Source organism: Serratia sp. H1w (assembly GCF_000633355.1).
In the GTDB taxonomy this organism is placed as follows: domain Bacteria; phylum Pseudomonadota; class Gammaproteobacteria; order Enterobacterales; family Enterobacteriaceae; genus Chania.
Genome location: NZ_AYMQ01000135.1, coordinates 1 through 16,257, shown reverse-complemented (window position 1 = coordinate 16,257; position 16,257 = coordinate 1). Strand labels below are relative to the sequence as shown.

The window sequence follows — 16,257 nt, the reverse complement described above, 5'->3', positions numbered from 1 at the left end:
ACGCTAGTTTGAGAACTAGCGTTATAAATTAATGTTTGCATAGGTAACATTATGGATAATAAAAGTCGTAAACTTGTTGGACTAGTAGCCTGTGGGTCAGAGTTATATCGTAAATATTTGCTAGAACAAATGTCATCACAGTATGATGTATGGTTGTTTTTAGCTGAAGACGTTTCGTGGCAACAACCTTACATTAAAGGTGTTTCTCGCATAAGTGATTACTCAAACGAATCATTGAGGAAGGCAGTAGAAGACGTCATTGATACAGAATTGTTGTCTGGACTGGTTTGTTGGGATGAACGCTATATTATTGCGACTGCTGATGTGGCTACAACTTTGGGGTTCCCTTCAGCAGGAATTCAAGGCATCCGTGGGTGCAGAGACAAGGCATTATCACGTCAATTAATTAGCGATGCAGGCCTACAGCAACCAGCATGTAAATTATGCCTGACCGTTACCGATGCTCTGAGTTTTGCCTGCGAAGTCGGTTATCCACTGGTGGTTAAACCTCGAGGAATGGGGGGCAGTATCGGTGTTGCTTTAGTTTCCGATGCAGATCAATTGTCAGCCAGGTTTAGTGAATCTTTTACTGTCAGCAGCGAAGGTGCTGACGATTTTAAAGATAGTGTTCTTGTTGAAGAGTATCTTACCGGACCTGAAATCAGCGTTGATGGATATTGTATTAATGGTCGCTATCAGCACATGTTTATTGCTCGTAAAAATGTTGGCATGCATCCACATTTTGAAGAGATTGGCCATGTTGTAGATAGCAATGACCCACTTTTGAAAGACAGTAATCTTATCAGTGTATTAGAGCAAGCTCATCGAGCAATAGCATTCGAAAATGGCATTACACATACAGAACTTAAGATCACACCTAAAGGGTATGTGATCGTCGAAATAAATGGTCGTCTAGGTGGGGATCTGATCCCATACTTAGCCTCTTTAGCCACTGGTATCAAACCTGGTATAGTAGCAGCGAGAGTTGCTTGTAGTGAGCAGATCGATATTGAATGTAGCAATGACCTAGTTGCTGTTATTGAATTTAAATACCCAGATACCGACATTCACGTCAGTGAGATAGTCATTCCTGCCAGAGTAGCCAATTTACGTCAGGTGCAGTGCGTTACTCTTGCAGCAGCTAATACATTCTTGGCCCTACCTCCAACGGCCTATATGTCACGAGCTGCATTTGTGATAGCCGTTGATAAAAAAATAGAAAATGCACAAAGGCTTGTTGAATCAATAATTGACGAAGTAAAAATCGTGCCTAGCGCCAAGAGCGTAACAATTAACTAAAAATATTTTTGAGGTATTAAAATGAACGAACCAATTATTGTTTTGGTAGGCTTTACCTTGGCTGCGATAAACTCATTGCAAACAATGCATGAGCGCTATCGTGTATTGATCATTGAGGAACCCGATGTTATCAGAAAGCGAAATATCACAGCCTTAATAGAAGGAAAAGATATCGTTTACGATTTATTGCCATATGAATATCAACATTTATATGCTGCCGATGCCCTTTACGCCTCACTAAAAGAATTGAACATTGTTAGTGTTGTGCCTGCTGTAGAGTATGCAACCTGTTGCGCTGCACGTTTAGCCGAGCGTTTTAACGTTCCAGGAGCTACTTATGGTGCAAGTTTGTTAATGCGAGATAAGAGCAAGCTTCGAAATGTATCGAAAGCTTTTGGGATAAATAATCCAAGATCTGAAGCTATTACGACCTACCAGCAGGCAGAAGAGTTCTTTATGTTTTCGCAGGGGGCAATAATTTTGAAGCCTTCTAATAGGCAAGGCTCTGTTGGAACTGTTATTGTTCATGATAAGGATAAGCTTTTTGATTCATGGACGTTAGCCCAGATCAAAGATGAAGGTGCTATGGTACCAGACAGAGAGTTTATTTCAGAAACGCTTATTGAAGAATTTATCACGGGCAACGAATACAGTGTTGAAGCTTTGGTTAAAGATAATGAAATTATTTTTTCCAATGTTACACAAAAAATGCTTTTTGATGGTGTTCGACCTGTAGAAAAAGGTCACATTGTACCTGCATTTCTGGATCTTAAATATCAAAATGAACTCGTTAAATTAACGCAAAAATTAGTGTCTGCGGTTGATTTTCATTATGGTGTAGTTCATTGCGAATGGATCCACAATGAAAAAGGATTTTACCTTGTCGAATGTGCCGGTCGTTTCCCTGGTGATGGCATTGTTGAGCTTATTGAGCGAGCCTATTGCTATGATGTAGTGAGGAATTATCATTGTTTAATGCGTGGCCAACAAATTGAAACTCCACCGAATGAAAACCAACATCATGCGATGGTACATTTTTACGGTGGTGAAGAAGGTATTATCAAAAAAATAATAATAAATGACGATTTAATTAATGAATTAGGTGTGTTTAATTTTTCCTTGTCTATTAAAGACGGTGATCAAACATTTTATCCCGAATCTTCCTGGCATAGAAATGGTAGTGCAATGCTTATTGCCAATTCACAACAAGAGTTAAAAGATAAAATCGCACTTTTGGGAAACACTGTTGTGATTACCTATGAGGAGCGTTGAATGAAAATTTTAAATCCAACTGATTTTGAAAAATTCTCCGCAATGTTTGATTATATTATCACTGATGGTGACACCCAATTAACTGCATATAATGAGGCGGTGTTACATGAAAAAAAGAACATTGTCGTAGCACCAAAAACAGATGAGGATATAATTTCAATTATAAAATTTTGCCAATTTAATAGTATGAAAATATCAGTGTATTCAACGGGGCACGATTTTGAAGGACGCAGTCTTTCCGGTGATATTATCATTAAAATGTCGAATTTTAATAACGTATCTCTAGATCAAGATACTAATTTGGTCAGTGTCGGAGGCGGTACTCGTGTATATGACATTAATCAGATTTTAAAAAAACACAATCGCGCAATTTCCACTGGCACAAATCAAGATGTAGGAATTACTGGTCTGACTTTAGGCGGAGGTGCAGCATATACTTCACGTAAGCATGGATTGACTTGTGATGCTCTACAGGAAATAAAATTGATCACTTTTAGTGGTGAGAAATTTGTAGTTAATCAACAGAAAAATCCTGAATTTTTTGATCTTTTAAAAGGTGGTGGTGGTGGTTATTTTGGTATAGTTACAGAACTGATCTTTAAAACCTACCCCTGTTATAACGTGACGATGTTCAATGCCAGTTGGCCATTCAATGGTGATTGTCAATTGCTCGAACGCCTTGAGCGTTTGCTTATCGATGCACCGAATAATGTATCAATGCGCATTGGTGCAAATATTACGGGTATTGAAAAAGTGACATCAATCACATTATCAGGTCAAGTGCTTGATGATGAAAACTTTGATATTAAAGCCTATTTTGGTGATTGCTTGAATAGCAGTGAATGGACTACAAAAAAATGCCATTATTATGAAGCAATGGAAGGGGCGCTTCATCAAACTTCAGGTGGCGCTTTCAAAATTAAAAGTCGATTCGCATTTAAACCCATTGGTCTCAAAGGGTTTGAGCGAATCATGAAATTTTTGCAAAGTTGGCCTACTACAAAAAATGTTGATGGCGCTGGTTTTGGGCTTTTCGCCTGGGGCGGTAAAGTGAAAGAGAATAAATCTGTTATTTCATGTTCTCCTGGCCGCAATGCAGAGTATTTAGCCTCTTTTGATACGTCTTGGGTTAAAGAAGAAGAAGGTAAAATAAGTCATGGGCAATGTTTGTGGCTTCATGAGTTGGATGCTATTGCACAACCTTTTTTAAGCAGCGCTTCTTATATAAATTTCCCCGATTCTGATGACGGGATTTTTCAACAGCGACATTTTCGTTATGTTAAGTCAATCCATGACATTTTTCGGGAAAGGTTTGATCCATTTTCTGTATCTTTCCAACAAAGCAAAGTGTTTAACATTTGAGGATTCATAATGGACGATAAATCTATATTAAGCATATGGAAGGAAATAAATGAAAATGTCAAATACCTACTATTTGGCACTTTCATAAATCAGTTTGGATTTTTCATTCAAGCATACTTGATTGTATTCATGATACATCAAGGATTTTCCAGTGATGCAGCCGGTTTGGGATTAACTTTGCTTTGCGGCTCGTCTATATTGGGAGCAATTGCAGGCTCTAATTTTGGAGTGTCATTCGGGAATAGAAATAACATTATTTTAGCTTCGTTAGGCCTTGCTGTAAGTGTCGTTTTGATTCCTATATTTGTCAACCCAAATTATCCATCATATTTATGGGTGTCGATCATTTTTATTTGTGGATTTTTTTCTCAAATGTATCGCCCATCTGCGTCAGTTATGCTGAGTAATTATTTGCCGACTGAATTTCATGTCATCGGATTTTCTATGTTCCGTATTTCGTTGAACATAGGTGCTGCAATTGGTCCAATAGTAGCTACTTTTCTTGTTGCATTAGATTGGAAATATGTTTTTTGGCTTAATGGACTAACGGCATTTTCTTTCGCTCTTATTGCTGTATTCTTGCTTAAAGAAAATACCATAGCTGATCCCGCCGATAAAAATGCCAATATACAAGGAAGTTGGAGTGTTGTTTTAAAGGATATTAAATACTGGTATTTCTTGTTGGCAATGTTCATCAGTTCAATGGTTTACATTCAATTTTATTCCTCAGTACCTGTTGCTATCGAAAAGAATGGCTTTCCATTGGAAGTCTATAGCATGTTATTGGTTTCATCATCGATAACGCTTATTCTGTGCGAATTAAAAATCAGCAGTATTATCCGCAATCTCCCTGCTTGGAAACCAGCTTTATGTGGCACGTTCTTTTTATGCCTAGGTGTTTCAACATTTGGATTTACGTTAAATTTTGGCAATATTATCATCATAAGTTCATTGATAGTTGTTGGCGGATTAATGATAAGTGGGCCAACGATGTTTGCTTACCCTGCGAGTTTCCCTCTTTCATCAAGAGGGCAATATATTGCTGCAAATCAAGTGAGTTTTACTATGGGTAATGCATTAGGTCCAATACTAGGGCTTAAATTGCTTGCATGGAACACTAACGCGGTTTGGATTTTTTGTTTTTTATCGGCAATAGTTTGTTCTATTTTAATTTATATGGGAATGAAGCCTGTTGGATGTGAGGCTATTTCAAGCCCCAAAGGAATTGAATCTAACGAGTGATTATGATGAATACATTAACAACTATCGGTAAAGAGTTACTAGAAATTCGTTACGAATTAGATCCATTAGATGATGCGTTTAGAGTCTTAGCAGTTAAGGACAAAGTGTTACCTGTCCTTAATGACGAATTACTTAGTTATTGTAATCGTCGACTTGAGAACTGTATTAATTCACTAAGTATTTATACTGGTGATATGAAGAATATCGATTATTATATTCTGATTTCTCAAGCGGAAGAGTTGGCTCTCAAACTCCAAATGCGCTTATGGGGGACATTTGTTGTTGGATACGACCATTCTCCTTTAGGGCGTATTTCGGGTCTTATTCCATCGATGGAAACAAAGCGCGATTCAGATAAAATTTATTTCTTAAAAATATTGGATTCTGTAGGGGGTTATTTAGATAGCTGCGGCGAAGAATGTATTCGTGCATATTTAAATAATAGAAAACCTCTTGCTTCTTGTGTTCACTCTGCTATTGAACGTTGGGGGGTTATTTTAAATAATAATGGGTGTGAATTATTTCCTGAAGAATTAGATGATGCTTTTCTGAAAGCATGTCATAAAATTTACGCCGTTTCCATTGCTCCTGCAATTACCCGTTACATCGAAGTATTGCAATCTATCGTAAACAATTGCCGAGACGATAGTATGCCTGGTATGTTTTACATCGAAAATGGTTTACAGCAGTACGTTGAATTAGTGAAACATCATACTGATGAATTTTCTTCACCACAAGAAATTCATGCGCTTGGTTTAGATGAAGTTAAAAGAATTCATGAAAATATGTTTTTACTAAACCCTAATGTGCAATTTTGCTCGAATGATGTCACATTTAATCGTTGGTTGAGTAAACATCAGTCTTCAGATGTATATGGAAATGAAGAGGAGTTTTTCTCGGATTTTAGTAACATTATTAATAATGTTGAATCCATGTTTGGCGCTGTATTTAATTTTGATGGTATAAGTGCGATTAACGTTAAGAAAATCCCTCCACACCTCGCTGATTCTTCCCCTACGGCTTATTATATGCCCGGCAATGACAATGGTGATATTGGTACTTTGTATATTAACCCAACTAGTATGCTCGGTGAAGCAAAGGGTTCGGCCAACGCTATGATTTTCCATGAAACGTTGCCGGGACATCACGCCCAATTTGAATATGTGCAAAAATTATCACTACCTGATTACAGAAAAACAGCATGGTTTAATTGCTTTATTGAAGGGTGGGCTTTATATGTTGAAGATCTTGCTGAGGAATTGGGATTATATAAATCTCATGAACAATTAAAAGGGAAATTATTGCAGGAGCTTTTTCGTGCTGCCAGGCTAGTAGTCGATACTGGATTACACTTTTATGGTTGGACCAAAAAAGATGCAGTTGACTATCTTCATCAAAACACTCATTTTTCGGAGATTCAAGCTGAACGTGAAATTAATCGTTATATCGAGTATCCTGCACAGGCTTTATCTTATGCCACAGGAAAGTTTCATATAAAAACATTAAGACAACAATGTATTTTGTCTATGCGTAGTGAATTTAATTATAAGAAATTTCATGAGGGATTATTAAAGCATGGTGTAGCTCCTTTGCATGCTATAAAAAATGCTGTGCTAAAGGAAAGTTATTTTTCTGAAAGCTAATATCAAATAATTGAATGTCGTAAACTCTTCCTTTTTTAGGGGGAGTTCACGAGCGCTATAGTGTTGAGGAAGTTCTAGGGTTTATTTTTCGAATATATTCTAATTTAAGTTATGCACATATCCACGGTCAGAAAAGCCAGTGAAGCCGGGGGTCACCTAGTACCCTGGCAAACGGGAGCGGTCTGTGAGCGGGACAAGCGAACAGACTCTGGCGGTGGGTATGTGCAAAACCCCGTCTCTTCTGCTGCATATATCCCCGCCTTGTTTCTGTTGAAGATCTCTGGACTCTCCTCTATGATTCCCCTGTTCTATCGTTGTCGATGACAACAGCCAATGCTTCAGTACAAGGAGTGCGCAGGTGATCTGAGAGAAGCGCCCTAGGGTGATCACATAGCCAAAGTCATACGGAGAGAAGCGTGGTCTGAGACTGACGCTTTCGAGCGACCACAGCCAATGCGACCTTAACCTGAAAGGACGCGCTTTAGAGCGGTAACCCCCCTGGACCTTTGAGAGCGGGGATCGCAGTTCACTGCGATGAAGGTGCATTTATCCACTCACAGGCAGTCAGTTTCATCACGACAACTGACACCCAGCGGGAAACTTCCCGGCGGGATAGTTTCTCCATTACCAGGAGAAGCATCATGTCTACGCCCTTATCTTTTTGGATCGACGTCCAGCAATCCTGGCAACATTTGCGGCGTTCTGCTATGCCAATTGGAACATTTGGCATCTGCAGAAGCAGCAATTGGCGCGGGAGCTGCGCAGCGCGTCACTTGTGTAATTGCGAAGCATATACCAAGTGACGCGCAAAGCGCATAACGGACAAACCCACGTAATACGGGCTTTACCAACGTCTTCTACGCTCTGACCGACACGTAGTGCCCTGGCCGAACCACGGACTACTGACCATTCAGCGCATGTAAAATGACATTTTTTTAACCATCGCGTCGTAAAAACGGGATAACCCATGAAGACGCTTATCTATGAAATGAAGGAGAACAATCGACTCGGTAACGATGGCAACATTAGCGAAAGCTGATAGATGGAGGTGACCTGGCAGTAGTCAGGTACCGGCGAAAGCCGCAAGCAGCTCAGCGAGCTGTGGATACCTCACAAGAACTCAACATTTTGCCACTCCGACGCACAGTTATCAGTCGAGCCGCAGGAAGCGCAAATCACACCGTGTCGTCGGGGCCAGGATGTATCACCGTCGTGCTGAACGTTGTTCAGACGTTTTGGCGTACATCAAAAATGCAGTTCGGTACGCCCTTCATCCCTCGGGACGAAGGCGGTAATGTCGTGCGTTTTTCAAGACGAAAGGAGGGGGGATGTCGAGAGCCAATAAGCAGTTAAGCAAGCAATTAATCACGCTGGCTCGAAAGTCGGGTGGGAGTTTTAAAACTGTTTCAGATCGTGCCAGAATAGTGTCGCGTTTTGCCGAAAGTATGTTGAAATTAAATATCCAGATCCGAGATGTCAATAATGTAAAAACTAATCATGTTGAGCTCTATATAAAGAATCGTCTGTCAGAAAATATCTCCAAACGTACTCTGCAAAATGAAATGGCGGCTATTCGGGCGATGTTTTCTACTGCTGGTAGGACGAAACTCGCCGATCCAAGTCATGAAAGATTAAGTAATTCGGCTCTCGGCTTATCTGGGGCTAGTCGTGACGGCTCTAAAATAGCCATTTCAGACGAGCGCTATCACGCAGCGCTCGCCCATATACGTGATAAAGACGACGGTGCTGCCGCTGCAATGCAACTAGCCCGTTATTTAGGATTGAGGACGGAAGAAACGGTTCAATCTGCCAAGTCATTAAAGACATGGCGGCAGGCATTAAATAAAGGTGATGAGCGTATACGGATTATATTCGAAACCAAAGGTGGACGCCCGAGGGATACCACAGTTGTAGATCGCGAAACGGTTATTCGTGCAGTCAATGAGGCGATAAAATATGTTGATACACACAATGGACGTTTAATAGATAAACCTAATCTGCATTCTGCTATTGATCGGTACCGAAATACGCTCAAAGAGGCAGGGTTAACGGGGAAAGAATCTCCGCATAGTCTTCGTTATGCCTATTCCAAAGAGGCTACGGACTATCATATGAGTAAAGGATTAAGCCGGAAAGAAGCGGAGGCAATGGTATCGATGGATCTGGGGCATGGTGATGGGCGCGGGCATTATGTTGCCAGAGTTTATAATCGAGTGAGTGATGATGAGTCTTAATAGTGAGAACGGCAAAATACATGCAGAAAGGGGCTTGTCGAGTATGTTTTATTTATGTACGATTTTAACCGTTAAACCGTTGTCTCTGACAACAGCCAATGTCCTGGTGATTTGAGAAGGACGCCTTCGGGCAATCACAAGCCAAAGCGACCATAACCTGAGAGGACGCGCTTTAGAGCGGTAACCCCCCTGAACCTTTGAGAGCGGGGATCGCATTTCGCTGCGATGAAGGTGACTTGTCCAACGTGCCTTGATTGGCATCCTATCTGATTGACTCATCCCCAAGGGAACATGCTTCCCTCCAGGGGATAGATGTTCCCTTATTTTTTGCGTAAGGAGACATCTATGGATTCACAAAAAGAACTGGCATTCTTACCGGTATCTATCACGTTATCTGCATGGGATCGCGCCGTAGACCGCTTCAGCATTGCTGAGTGGGAACGTCGGCAACTTGCGATGATAAAAGCAGCGCAGGACGCCTGGAATAAGCGGTCGGTTTCTTCCGATACAACCGTGACATTTTCGCTAACCCTATTTGTTCGTCTGGGCGAGGAAACAACCGAACTTACAGAATATTTCACTGTGAAGTATGACGATTACAAACTGATAATTACTTCAGCGAGCTAATGGCTCTTATATCTGCCGGGGAGAATTTTTCCCTGGTAGATATCCTTTAACCTTTTGGGGTGTAGCTCCCCCACAAAGGGATTACTCCCTGTCATGTTTGATACGGAGTGACTTATGACAACCTTTGTTCTTGTTGCGGAATACCGGAATGCGACGGACCGTATGTTTACCTTGGCTAATGCTCACTTTTGCGCATGTGTCGGGAATGATGAACGACGGGCATGGCGTGGTAGTGCGCAACATCATCTTGCAGAATTGGAAAACCTAAGTTGTAAGCGAGCGAGTGAACGGGATCGGCGTTGTTTTAGCCATGCCAGCCGTTTATTGCGGGAGCGTATAGCGATGGTCAGTGAGCAAGGTGAAATATTGTCATCGAAAGATGTGGTGGGCCAGGCCTAGCGGTGGCCGTCATTGCGATAACAAGACAGCACTGCCCTGGTGGCTAGTATTTGTATCTTTGCAGGGCGTGCCCCCTCAAAGGGCGGGTCCTGCGTTTTTAACAAGGACTTGGAATGACACAGACAAGATCGGCAACACCTGTCGTTACCGTGGAAAACATTGATTGGGACAACGGCTACAGCGGGTTTGTCTCACTCATGATGCAACAGGTTTTTTCTCCAGATAAATCATTTATTGCAGCAGCCGCGTTTACTCGATTGTGCTATGGCTATGCTCGGAAATTCAGCCAGGATTATCAGGGTGACTTTTGGTGCTGGTATACGCAGTCTGATGAGGGTTTTTTCATCTGTCCGCAGACTGAGAAAATCTACCGGATTGAGGTTCATTCGAACTACTACCGTGGAGAGATGAGTACCCAGGCGCTGGGAATAACGGTATCGCTGTATGCACTGTGCATTATGGCAGAATCGGGCCATGAATTTTTTATCGAGAACTACCATCGACTGCGTGGCTTTGCGGTTCGACACCCTGAATGGGCCGCTATTGGTGGCGCGATTGACTGATACCCACGGTTACTAAGCCGATTTTTTGATTTTACTCACCCCATAGGGACTGACTTCCCTAGCGGGGGTAAGTCCCTTTTTTAATTCTAGAGGACTTACCATGATGACGATAAACCAGACCAATAGCGCTTTTTCTCTCGATGATCTATGTGAACTGGCAAACCTTGAAGGTGAATTACGGGCGATTGCCGCATACGAGAAATTAGGCATTGGCAAACAGCCGGATGAAGACGGTTTTACCGATAATATCTGGACGGTCGCCTGGCTAGCACAAGAACTTGCTAAAAAATGTGGGTTGGAGCCATACCGCTATACCCATAATTCATGCAAGGTTTTGTTCGACGACGTTGTCGCCTTAGGCAGAACGGTTTGCCCTGGAGCCTGGGACCACTTCTTTAATGTGGGTCAGGAGGAAGCAATGGCGATTTTGGAGGGATGGTAATGCGCCGGTGTTACTTTTTCACCCATATCAAAACGATCCCCCATGAGGCTTGGCGCGAGCTGTGCCGTGCCGTAACTCGAGTGCATGATGGGGTACGCAACGAGGCGGGTTTTCGCTGGCTGGGTAAACCTTTGACTGTCTTTGACCTTAGTGGCACAAAACCGCTGAGGTATGACGACAGTTTGATTGGTGTCGGCATTATCTCCTTTAATGGTGATGATACCGCAGGCCTGTCGGGCGACCCCTTTTGCCTGCTTCGGTCGTTATCCTCCGCACGACGGCAAAGTCAGTGTGATACCGGTCATCACCCTTACGATTTTTTGGTGATAGCGGTGTTGCTGTTGGTTAATCACTATTGCCCGACATGTTACGTCATTCATTCGACGGTCGGACGTGCCGAGTGGCAACAGGTTGCTGATTGGTTAAATACCCACCTTCACTTGGCGGTGACGTTACCACCAGGACTTTAACACACTGACGCTGTTATCGATTAACACGACTTTAGCACTAACAACCCTTACGGGGATTTACTCCCGTAAAGGGGTAAGTTCCCGTTTTTTATGGCGAGGACTGACCATGACAACGAAACAAACCAGGAAAAAGGCAACTTTACGTTCACGTCACCAGGATAAGGTGGATCTGTTCCAGGTGGTGACGGATAAAATCATCGCGGCGCTGGAAAAGGGGACATCTCCCTGGCGCAAACCGTGGAGAACTGTTGCCGGTGGTCGCTCTGTCAGTATGAGCGGATTACCGGCCAACGCCATTACAGGACGGGCTTACAGCGGTATCAATGTGTTGTTACTGTGGATCGATGCGGCTGACAAGGGGTTTACCTCTCACCGTTGGTTGACGTTCAAACAGGCACAGGACGCTGGTGGTAACGTTCGCAAGGGCGAGATATCGACGCTGGTAACCTTGTTCAAGCCGTTTGAGAAGAAAGAGACGGATGAGCAGGGCAGGCCGATGTTTGATGAACAGGGGAACGCTGTTGTTTCCCAGCGGAATTTCATGACCAGTTTTCACCTGTTCAACGTTGAGCAGTGTGAGAATTTACCCGAGAAATTGCTGACGCCAGTGAGTGTGGACGGTGATACTGAGGAAACACCCGAACAACACGATATTGAACGTATCCAGCGGACAGAGCAGGTGGTTGCCTGCAGTGGCGTACCGGTGGTACACCGGCATCAGGATCAGGCGTTCTACAGCTCTAGATCCGACCGTATCACGATGCCAGAAGCGGTGCAGTTCAACTCCCCTGCTGATTACTACAGTACGCTGCTGCACGAATTGGTGCATTCCACCGGACATATTTCCCGACTGGCGCGAGAAGGTATCACGTCTTCTTCACGCCGGTTCGGGGACCCGGTTTATGCGTTCGAAGAGCTTGTGGCGGAAATCGGTTCGGCATTTTTGTGCGCCGAACTGGGTGTTCAAGGTGATATTCAGCATGAAAGCTACATAGCTTCCTGGTTGAAGGCACTGAAGGAAGACAAGAAGGTTATCTTCCAGGCAAGTCGCTTTGCTCGAGAAGCCTTTGAATACCTTATTTTACGTGAACAGGCCCTGGCTGCCGCCTGAGCTGCTATTGGAGGAGGACTTGATGGACACTGTAATTCGTGAATACCAGGCGATAGCGGCCTATTTGCTGGAAAAACACTTCGGGCTGACGCTGAACGATACCAACCTGCATGACGATGCCGTTGTGCAGGAACTGGTTGAGCTTAACGTGCCGGTGTTTGAAGCGATTAACCAACTGGTGGATAAATATCACCTGGATCGGATAGACCTGAATACCTGGTCTCCCCGGAGTCCCTTGTTGACCCCGAGCAACTTCTTGGTTGCCGTATTGGAAATTGTGCCAGAAAAAGTCCAACTCGTCTGTATCGATGAGAGAGACGACAAACTTACGCGGGACTGATTTTACACAGGGTTACTAAGTTAACCTGCCACTCCCCAGGGGAAACATCTCCCTGGGGGGATGTTTCCCTCTCTTCAGGAAACATCCTTATGACAAACCACAATCCGCATGTTGCGGAGTTTATTGCATTATTTAACCAAACTGCTCGCTATCATCATCGTTACGAGGTCTTTCGGGATTTCGTACAGATGGCCGCGTGTGCAGTCCATAATCAGGTGGCTTTTTCGCAGTTGCTTGAGGATGAGTACCTTACCTTGGTGAAACGGTATGAGCGTGATGACGTCAATCGTATGGGGAAACTGTTGGGCATTCTCTGCAACGGCCTTGGTCAGCAGCAGCCGATTTACGATGATATGCTTGGTAGAATATTCATGAATCTCGAACTGGGTGATGCACGACGTGGGCAGTTTTTCACGCCGTTTGATGTTTCCCGGATGATGGCAACGCTGACAGTTCATGACTTGGAGAGCAAACTGAAACAAGCGTCGTTCCTGACCGTGGGGGAACCTGCTTGCGGTGCCGGTGGCATGGTTATCGCGGTGGCTGAGCAATTTAGCCTGGCGGGCTACCCGCCACACCGATGGGTGTTTGCAAGCTGTATCGATATTGATCCGCTTGCAGCGGCGATGTGCTATCTGCAGTTGTCTTTATTACACATTCCGGCAGAGGTCATCACTGGCAACTCACTAACGGTGCAATACAGTCGCATTATTCGAACACCAGCTTACTACCTTCATGGTTGGTCTGTACGTTTGGAAACTCACGAAAAGTCGGTGGTATAACACTGTCGCGCCCCAGCAGCATCGGGGCGTTTTTCATGGGGTTTAATTTTAAATCTTCATATTAGAATAGTTTGTTGCTGTAGCATTCCGTCTTTATAGAGTGGGACTCTTATTTTCCATGAAAACAGGACCACGTTATGCGACTTCCTTTCGAACTCAACCCGCCGATTTTTCAGACTGATCTCGCCGAACAAGAGATTTTGGAGATGCAAGAGCAGCAGCGGATCGCAGCCTTGTTGCAGGTACCTTTGGAGATGATTGTGGGCGATGCTTTGTACTGGATGATGGGGGAAAATGAAGCAGAGATACATCAATATTGGGTAGCAAAACCTTGGAAAAAGGGCATAGAGGATGACTTATGTTGAAGTCTCTCATGAAGTATCTGCCCGTTCCGTCAGTCAAGACAGTTAACGACGAAAAAGCTGCCACGACGCAGTCATTATCACTTCATGTGCCAGACGGTTATCATGCTCCTGTGTCGGCCTGTGAGTTGTTGGCACCACTCAGGCGAGGGCAGTGGCTACAGATGTTGTGGGATTATTCATCGCTGCCAAAAAACCTATACCAGCAGTATTACCTGCAGCCGTTGGAGCATTGCGTTGTTTTAATGCAGCAGTTCCCAGCAACGGAGAACGATCACCATGCCTATCTGGGAGGCATGGTGGATCACCTGCTTGAAACAGTGGCTTATGCCGCTCGGCTATCCAAAAATTATTTGCTACCGGTCGGGGCCCCACCGGAAGAACAGGCCTCACAGAGTACCGCCTGGAATGCGGTGATTGTTTATGCCGCCATGCTGCAATCGCTCGACAGGTTATGCCAGATTGAGGTTGAGCTGGAGAGTGGCCAGCGCTGGATGCCGCTTAATGCGATGCCAGGTGAACCCTACCGTTTTCGTTTCAAACCCGTTGCTGATGCGATGCTGGTACAGAGTTTGAGTGCGATGCTGGCCTGGAAAGTCATTCCTGATGAGGTATTGCTCTGGTTGGGTGCCTGGCCGGAGGTGCTCAACACGCTATCGTTATATTTGACGGGATTTCGCAATGAGTCAGGAATAGTCAATGCCATCGTCTCGGAAGCTATCAGTAAATCAATAGGAAAACCGGTATCTGACATTGCCAATATCGCTTTGACCCCAGTACCACCTGTTTCACTCGATTCTGTATCTTCCCAGTCACTGCAATTTGCCTCCCAATTCGTTGAGGAGGCTCTGCCCGAATCACCCGTTTTCACCCTGGATAGTGCCGCAACTGTTGAAAAGGGTATAGCTCCTGCTTTGCTGGATGAGGACGTGACTGGAAATTTATTGGCCGTCATGGGGCTTTCTGAGCCGACTGATTTGGTACTGGACGAGGGGACGGTATCAGCTCAGTCGGTCCAGTCAACAGAAACGTTGGCAATAAAGGAATCAGAGAATATTCCCTCTCCAGAGGCAGATGGAATTGGGGAAGGGTTTTGGCAATGGCTCAAAGAAGGGTGTTGCTCAGGAAAATTTTCAATCAATACGGCCAACTCTCGAATACATATCATCGCAGGTTATGTCTTTATCCGTGCGCCAAACATCTTTCATCAGTTTTTAGCAGAAAATCACCAATCTTCCGCAGATAAAACCAAATTACAAAGTGCGTTTGAACGATTAGGCAGACATCGACAGGATAAAGGTGTGATGTATACCTGTCATGTATATCAAGACAAGGCTAGGGAGGGAAAATTTCAGAAAATGACAGGCTATCTTATCGTCGCCAAGAAGCTTTATGAAGATCATCACATCCCTGAGGATAATCCGTCTATGGTGGTAAAATCTTAACGCTCTGTGTACAATTTTATCCGACAGTCGGCTTTGAGCGAGGAGCAGACGAATTCTTTAAAGCATGCTGAACTCTTTAAAAGTAAATCGTTTTTTGGCTGGACACCGAGAGCTGAGCAACTGTTACTTTTCGGGAAAAGGTGAGTTGTGAATCAGGAAATGCTCGATCGAGTCGATTAAACCGGGAGCTAAGGGGAGTGCGGGTTCAGCGTATGACGCGATATTCGCCTTGCGATCGTCCGAAGCCACCTCTTTCATAACATGGTTCATATTGGGCAGCATAACCAGGGACGCTTGAGAATTCGCGGCCTTAAGCAGTCTTGCATCCGTTTCTTCCACCTGGAGATCGCGTTGCCCTTGTAGCACTAACACGGGTTTGGAAATACTCGAAATGAGATGACCCGGATTATATGAAAACGCATTGATCAAAAACCCCTGAACCGCAGGATTAAAGAGACTTTGCAGTGCTGGGTGCATATTCGTAATATCGACTCGCCGCCGATGCTCCAGAGCATCAATTATCGGCAGTGCCTGCTTTAATAGCATTTCGTTTTCTGGATTAGCGTTAAGTTGCCCCCTCAACACCTCGCCCATCGGCCTCCCGGGCGTTGCGATAAGAACCACGCCGCACACATCCTCTTCCTGGTCATGTATTCAATGTGTA

At 44.1% G+C, this 16,257-nt stretch carries 17 protein-coding genes; 16 read left to right on the top strand and 1 reads right to left on the bottom strand.

Going from position 1 to position 16,257, the window contains the following annotated elements; translation table 11 throughout:
* The first annotated feature begins 51 nt into the window (after window positions 1-51).
* From U869_RS0126690 to U869_RS0126625, 16 genes are all read left to right on the top strand, one after another.
* Window positions 52-1,299, top strand: a complete 1,248-nt coding sequence (locus tag U869_RS0126690; protein ID WP_025121917.1) for an acetyl-CoA carboxylase biotin carboxylase subunit family protein — start codon at window positions 52-54, stop codon at window positions 1,297-1,299.
* A gap of 21 nt (window positions 1,300-1,320) precedes the next feature.
* Window positions 1,321-2,571, top strand: coding sequence for an acetyl-CoA carboxylase biotin carboxylase subunit family protein (locus U869_RS0126685; protein WP_025121918.1), 1,251 nt, complete (start codon window positions 1,321-1,323; stop codon window positions 2,569-2,571).
* On the top strand, window positions 2,572-3,933 hold the full coding sequence (locus U869_RS0126680; protein ID WP_025121919.1) for an FAD-dependent oxidoreductase: 1,362 nt from the start codon (window positions 2,572-2,574) through the stop codon (window positions 3,931-3,933).
* A gap of 9 nt (window positions 3,934-3,942) precedes the next feature.
* The gene (locus U869_RS0126675) at window positions 3,943-5,175 is read left to right on the top strand and encodes an MFS transporter (protein ID WP_025121920.1); all 1,233 of its coding nucleotides are present in this window, start codon (window positions 3,943-3,945) and stop codon (window positions 5,173-5,175) included.
* A gap of 2 nt (window positions 5,176-5,177) precedes the next feature.
* A complete protein-coding gene (locus U869_RS0126670; RefSeq protein ID WP_025121921.1) occupies window positions 5,178-6,818 on the top strand; it encodes a DUF885 family protein in 1,641 nt (546 codons plus the stop codon).
* Between the two features lie 1,328 nt (window positions 6,819-8,146).
* A complete protein-coding gene (locus U869_RS0126665; RefSeq protein ID WP_025121922.1) occupies window positions 8,147-9,052 on the top strand; it encodes an integrase domain-containing protein in 906 nt (301 codons plus the stop codon).
* A 345-nt stretch (window positions 9,053-9,397) separates the two neighbouring features.
* A complete protein-coding gene (locus U869_RS0126660) occupies window positions 9,398-9,679 on the top strand; it encodes a hypothetical protein (RefSeq protein ID WP_025121923.1) in 282 nt (93 codons plus the stop codon).
* A gap of 114 nt (window positions 9,680-9,793) precedes the next feature.
* Window positions 9,794-10,078 (top strand): hypothetical protein, encoded by a 285-nt coding sequence (locus U869_RS32330; RefSeq protein WP_071998298.1) that lies wholly within the window; start codon window positions 9,794-9,796, stop codon window positions 10,076-10,078.
* 113 nt (window positions 10,079-10,191) lie between these two features.
* Window positions 10,192-10,641: an antirestriction protein gene (locus U869_RS0126655; RefSeq protein WP_025121924.1), complete on the top strand. Its 450-nt coding sequence runs from the start codon at window positions 10,192-10,194 to the stop codon at window positions 10,639-10,641.
* Window positions 10,642-10,741: 100 nt separating this feature from the next.
* Window positions 10,742-11,083: a hypothetical protein gene (locus tag U869_RS0126650; RefSeq protein ID WP_025121925.1), complete on the top strand. Its 342-nt coding sequence runs from the start codon at window positions 10,742-10,744 to the stop codon at window positions 11,081-11,083.
* Window positions 11,083-11,553, top strand: coding sequence for a hypothetical protein (locus U869_RS32325; protein ID WP_025121926.1), 471 nt, complete (start codon window positions 11,083-11,085; stop codon window positions 11,551-11,553). The genes U869_RS0126650 and U869_RS32325 overlap by 1 nt, the downstream gene beginning before the upstream one ends.
* Before the next feature lie 106 nt (window positions 11,554-11,659).
* The gene (locus tag U869_RS0126645) at window positions 11,660-12,664 is read left to right on the top strand and encodes an ArdC family protein (protein ID WP_025121927.1); all 1,005 of its coding nucleotides are present in this window, start codon (window positions 11,660-11,662) and stop codon (window positions 12,662-12,664) included.
* A 22-nt stretch (window positions 12,665-12,686) separates the two neighbouring features.
* On the top strand, window positions 12,687-13,004 hold the full coding sequence (locus U869_RS0126640) for a TA system toxin CbtA family protein (protein WP_025121928.1): 318 nt from the start codon (window positions 12,687-12,689) through the stop codon (window positions 13,002-13,004).
* A gap of 89 nt (window positions 13,005-13,093) precedes the next feature.
* Complete coding sequence (locus U869_RS0126635; RefSeq protein ID WP_025121929.1) at window positions 13,094-13,786, top strand: N-6 DNA methylase; 693 nt, start codon at window positions 13,094-13,096, stop codon at window positions 13,784-13,786.
* A 137-nt stretch (window positions 13,787-13,923) separates the two neighbouring features.
* Window positions 13,924-14,151 carry a hypothetical protein gene (locus tag U869_RS0126630; RefSeq protein ID WP_025121930.1) on the top strand — a complete coding sequence of 76 codons (228 nt, stop codon included), beginning with the start codon at window positions 13,924-13,926 and terminating at the stop codon, window positions 14,149-14,151.
* Window positions 14,145-15,593, top strand: a complete 1,449-nt coding sequence (locus U869_RS0126625) for a TraI domain-containing protein (protein WP_025121931.1) — start codon at window positions 14,145-14,147, stop codon at window positions 15,591-15,593. The genes U869_RS0126630 and U869_RS0126625 overlap by 7 nt, the downstream gene beginning before the upstream one ends.
* Before the next feature lie 123 nt (window positions 15,594-15,716).
* Here U869_RS0126625 and U869_RS0126620 read toward each other — a convergent pair whose 3' ends face one another.
* Entirely contained in the window at window positions 15,717-16,187 is a 471-nt protein-coding gene (locus U869_RS0126620; RefSeq protein ID WP_232785401.1) for a S9 family peptidase, read from the bottom strand.
* Between the last annotated feature and the right edge of the window lie 70 nt (window positions 16,188-16,257).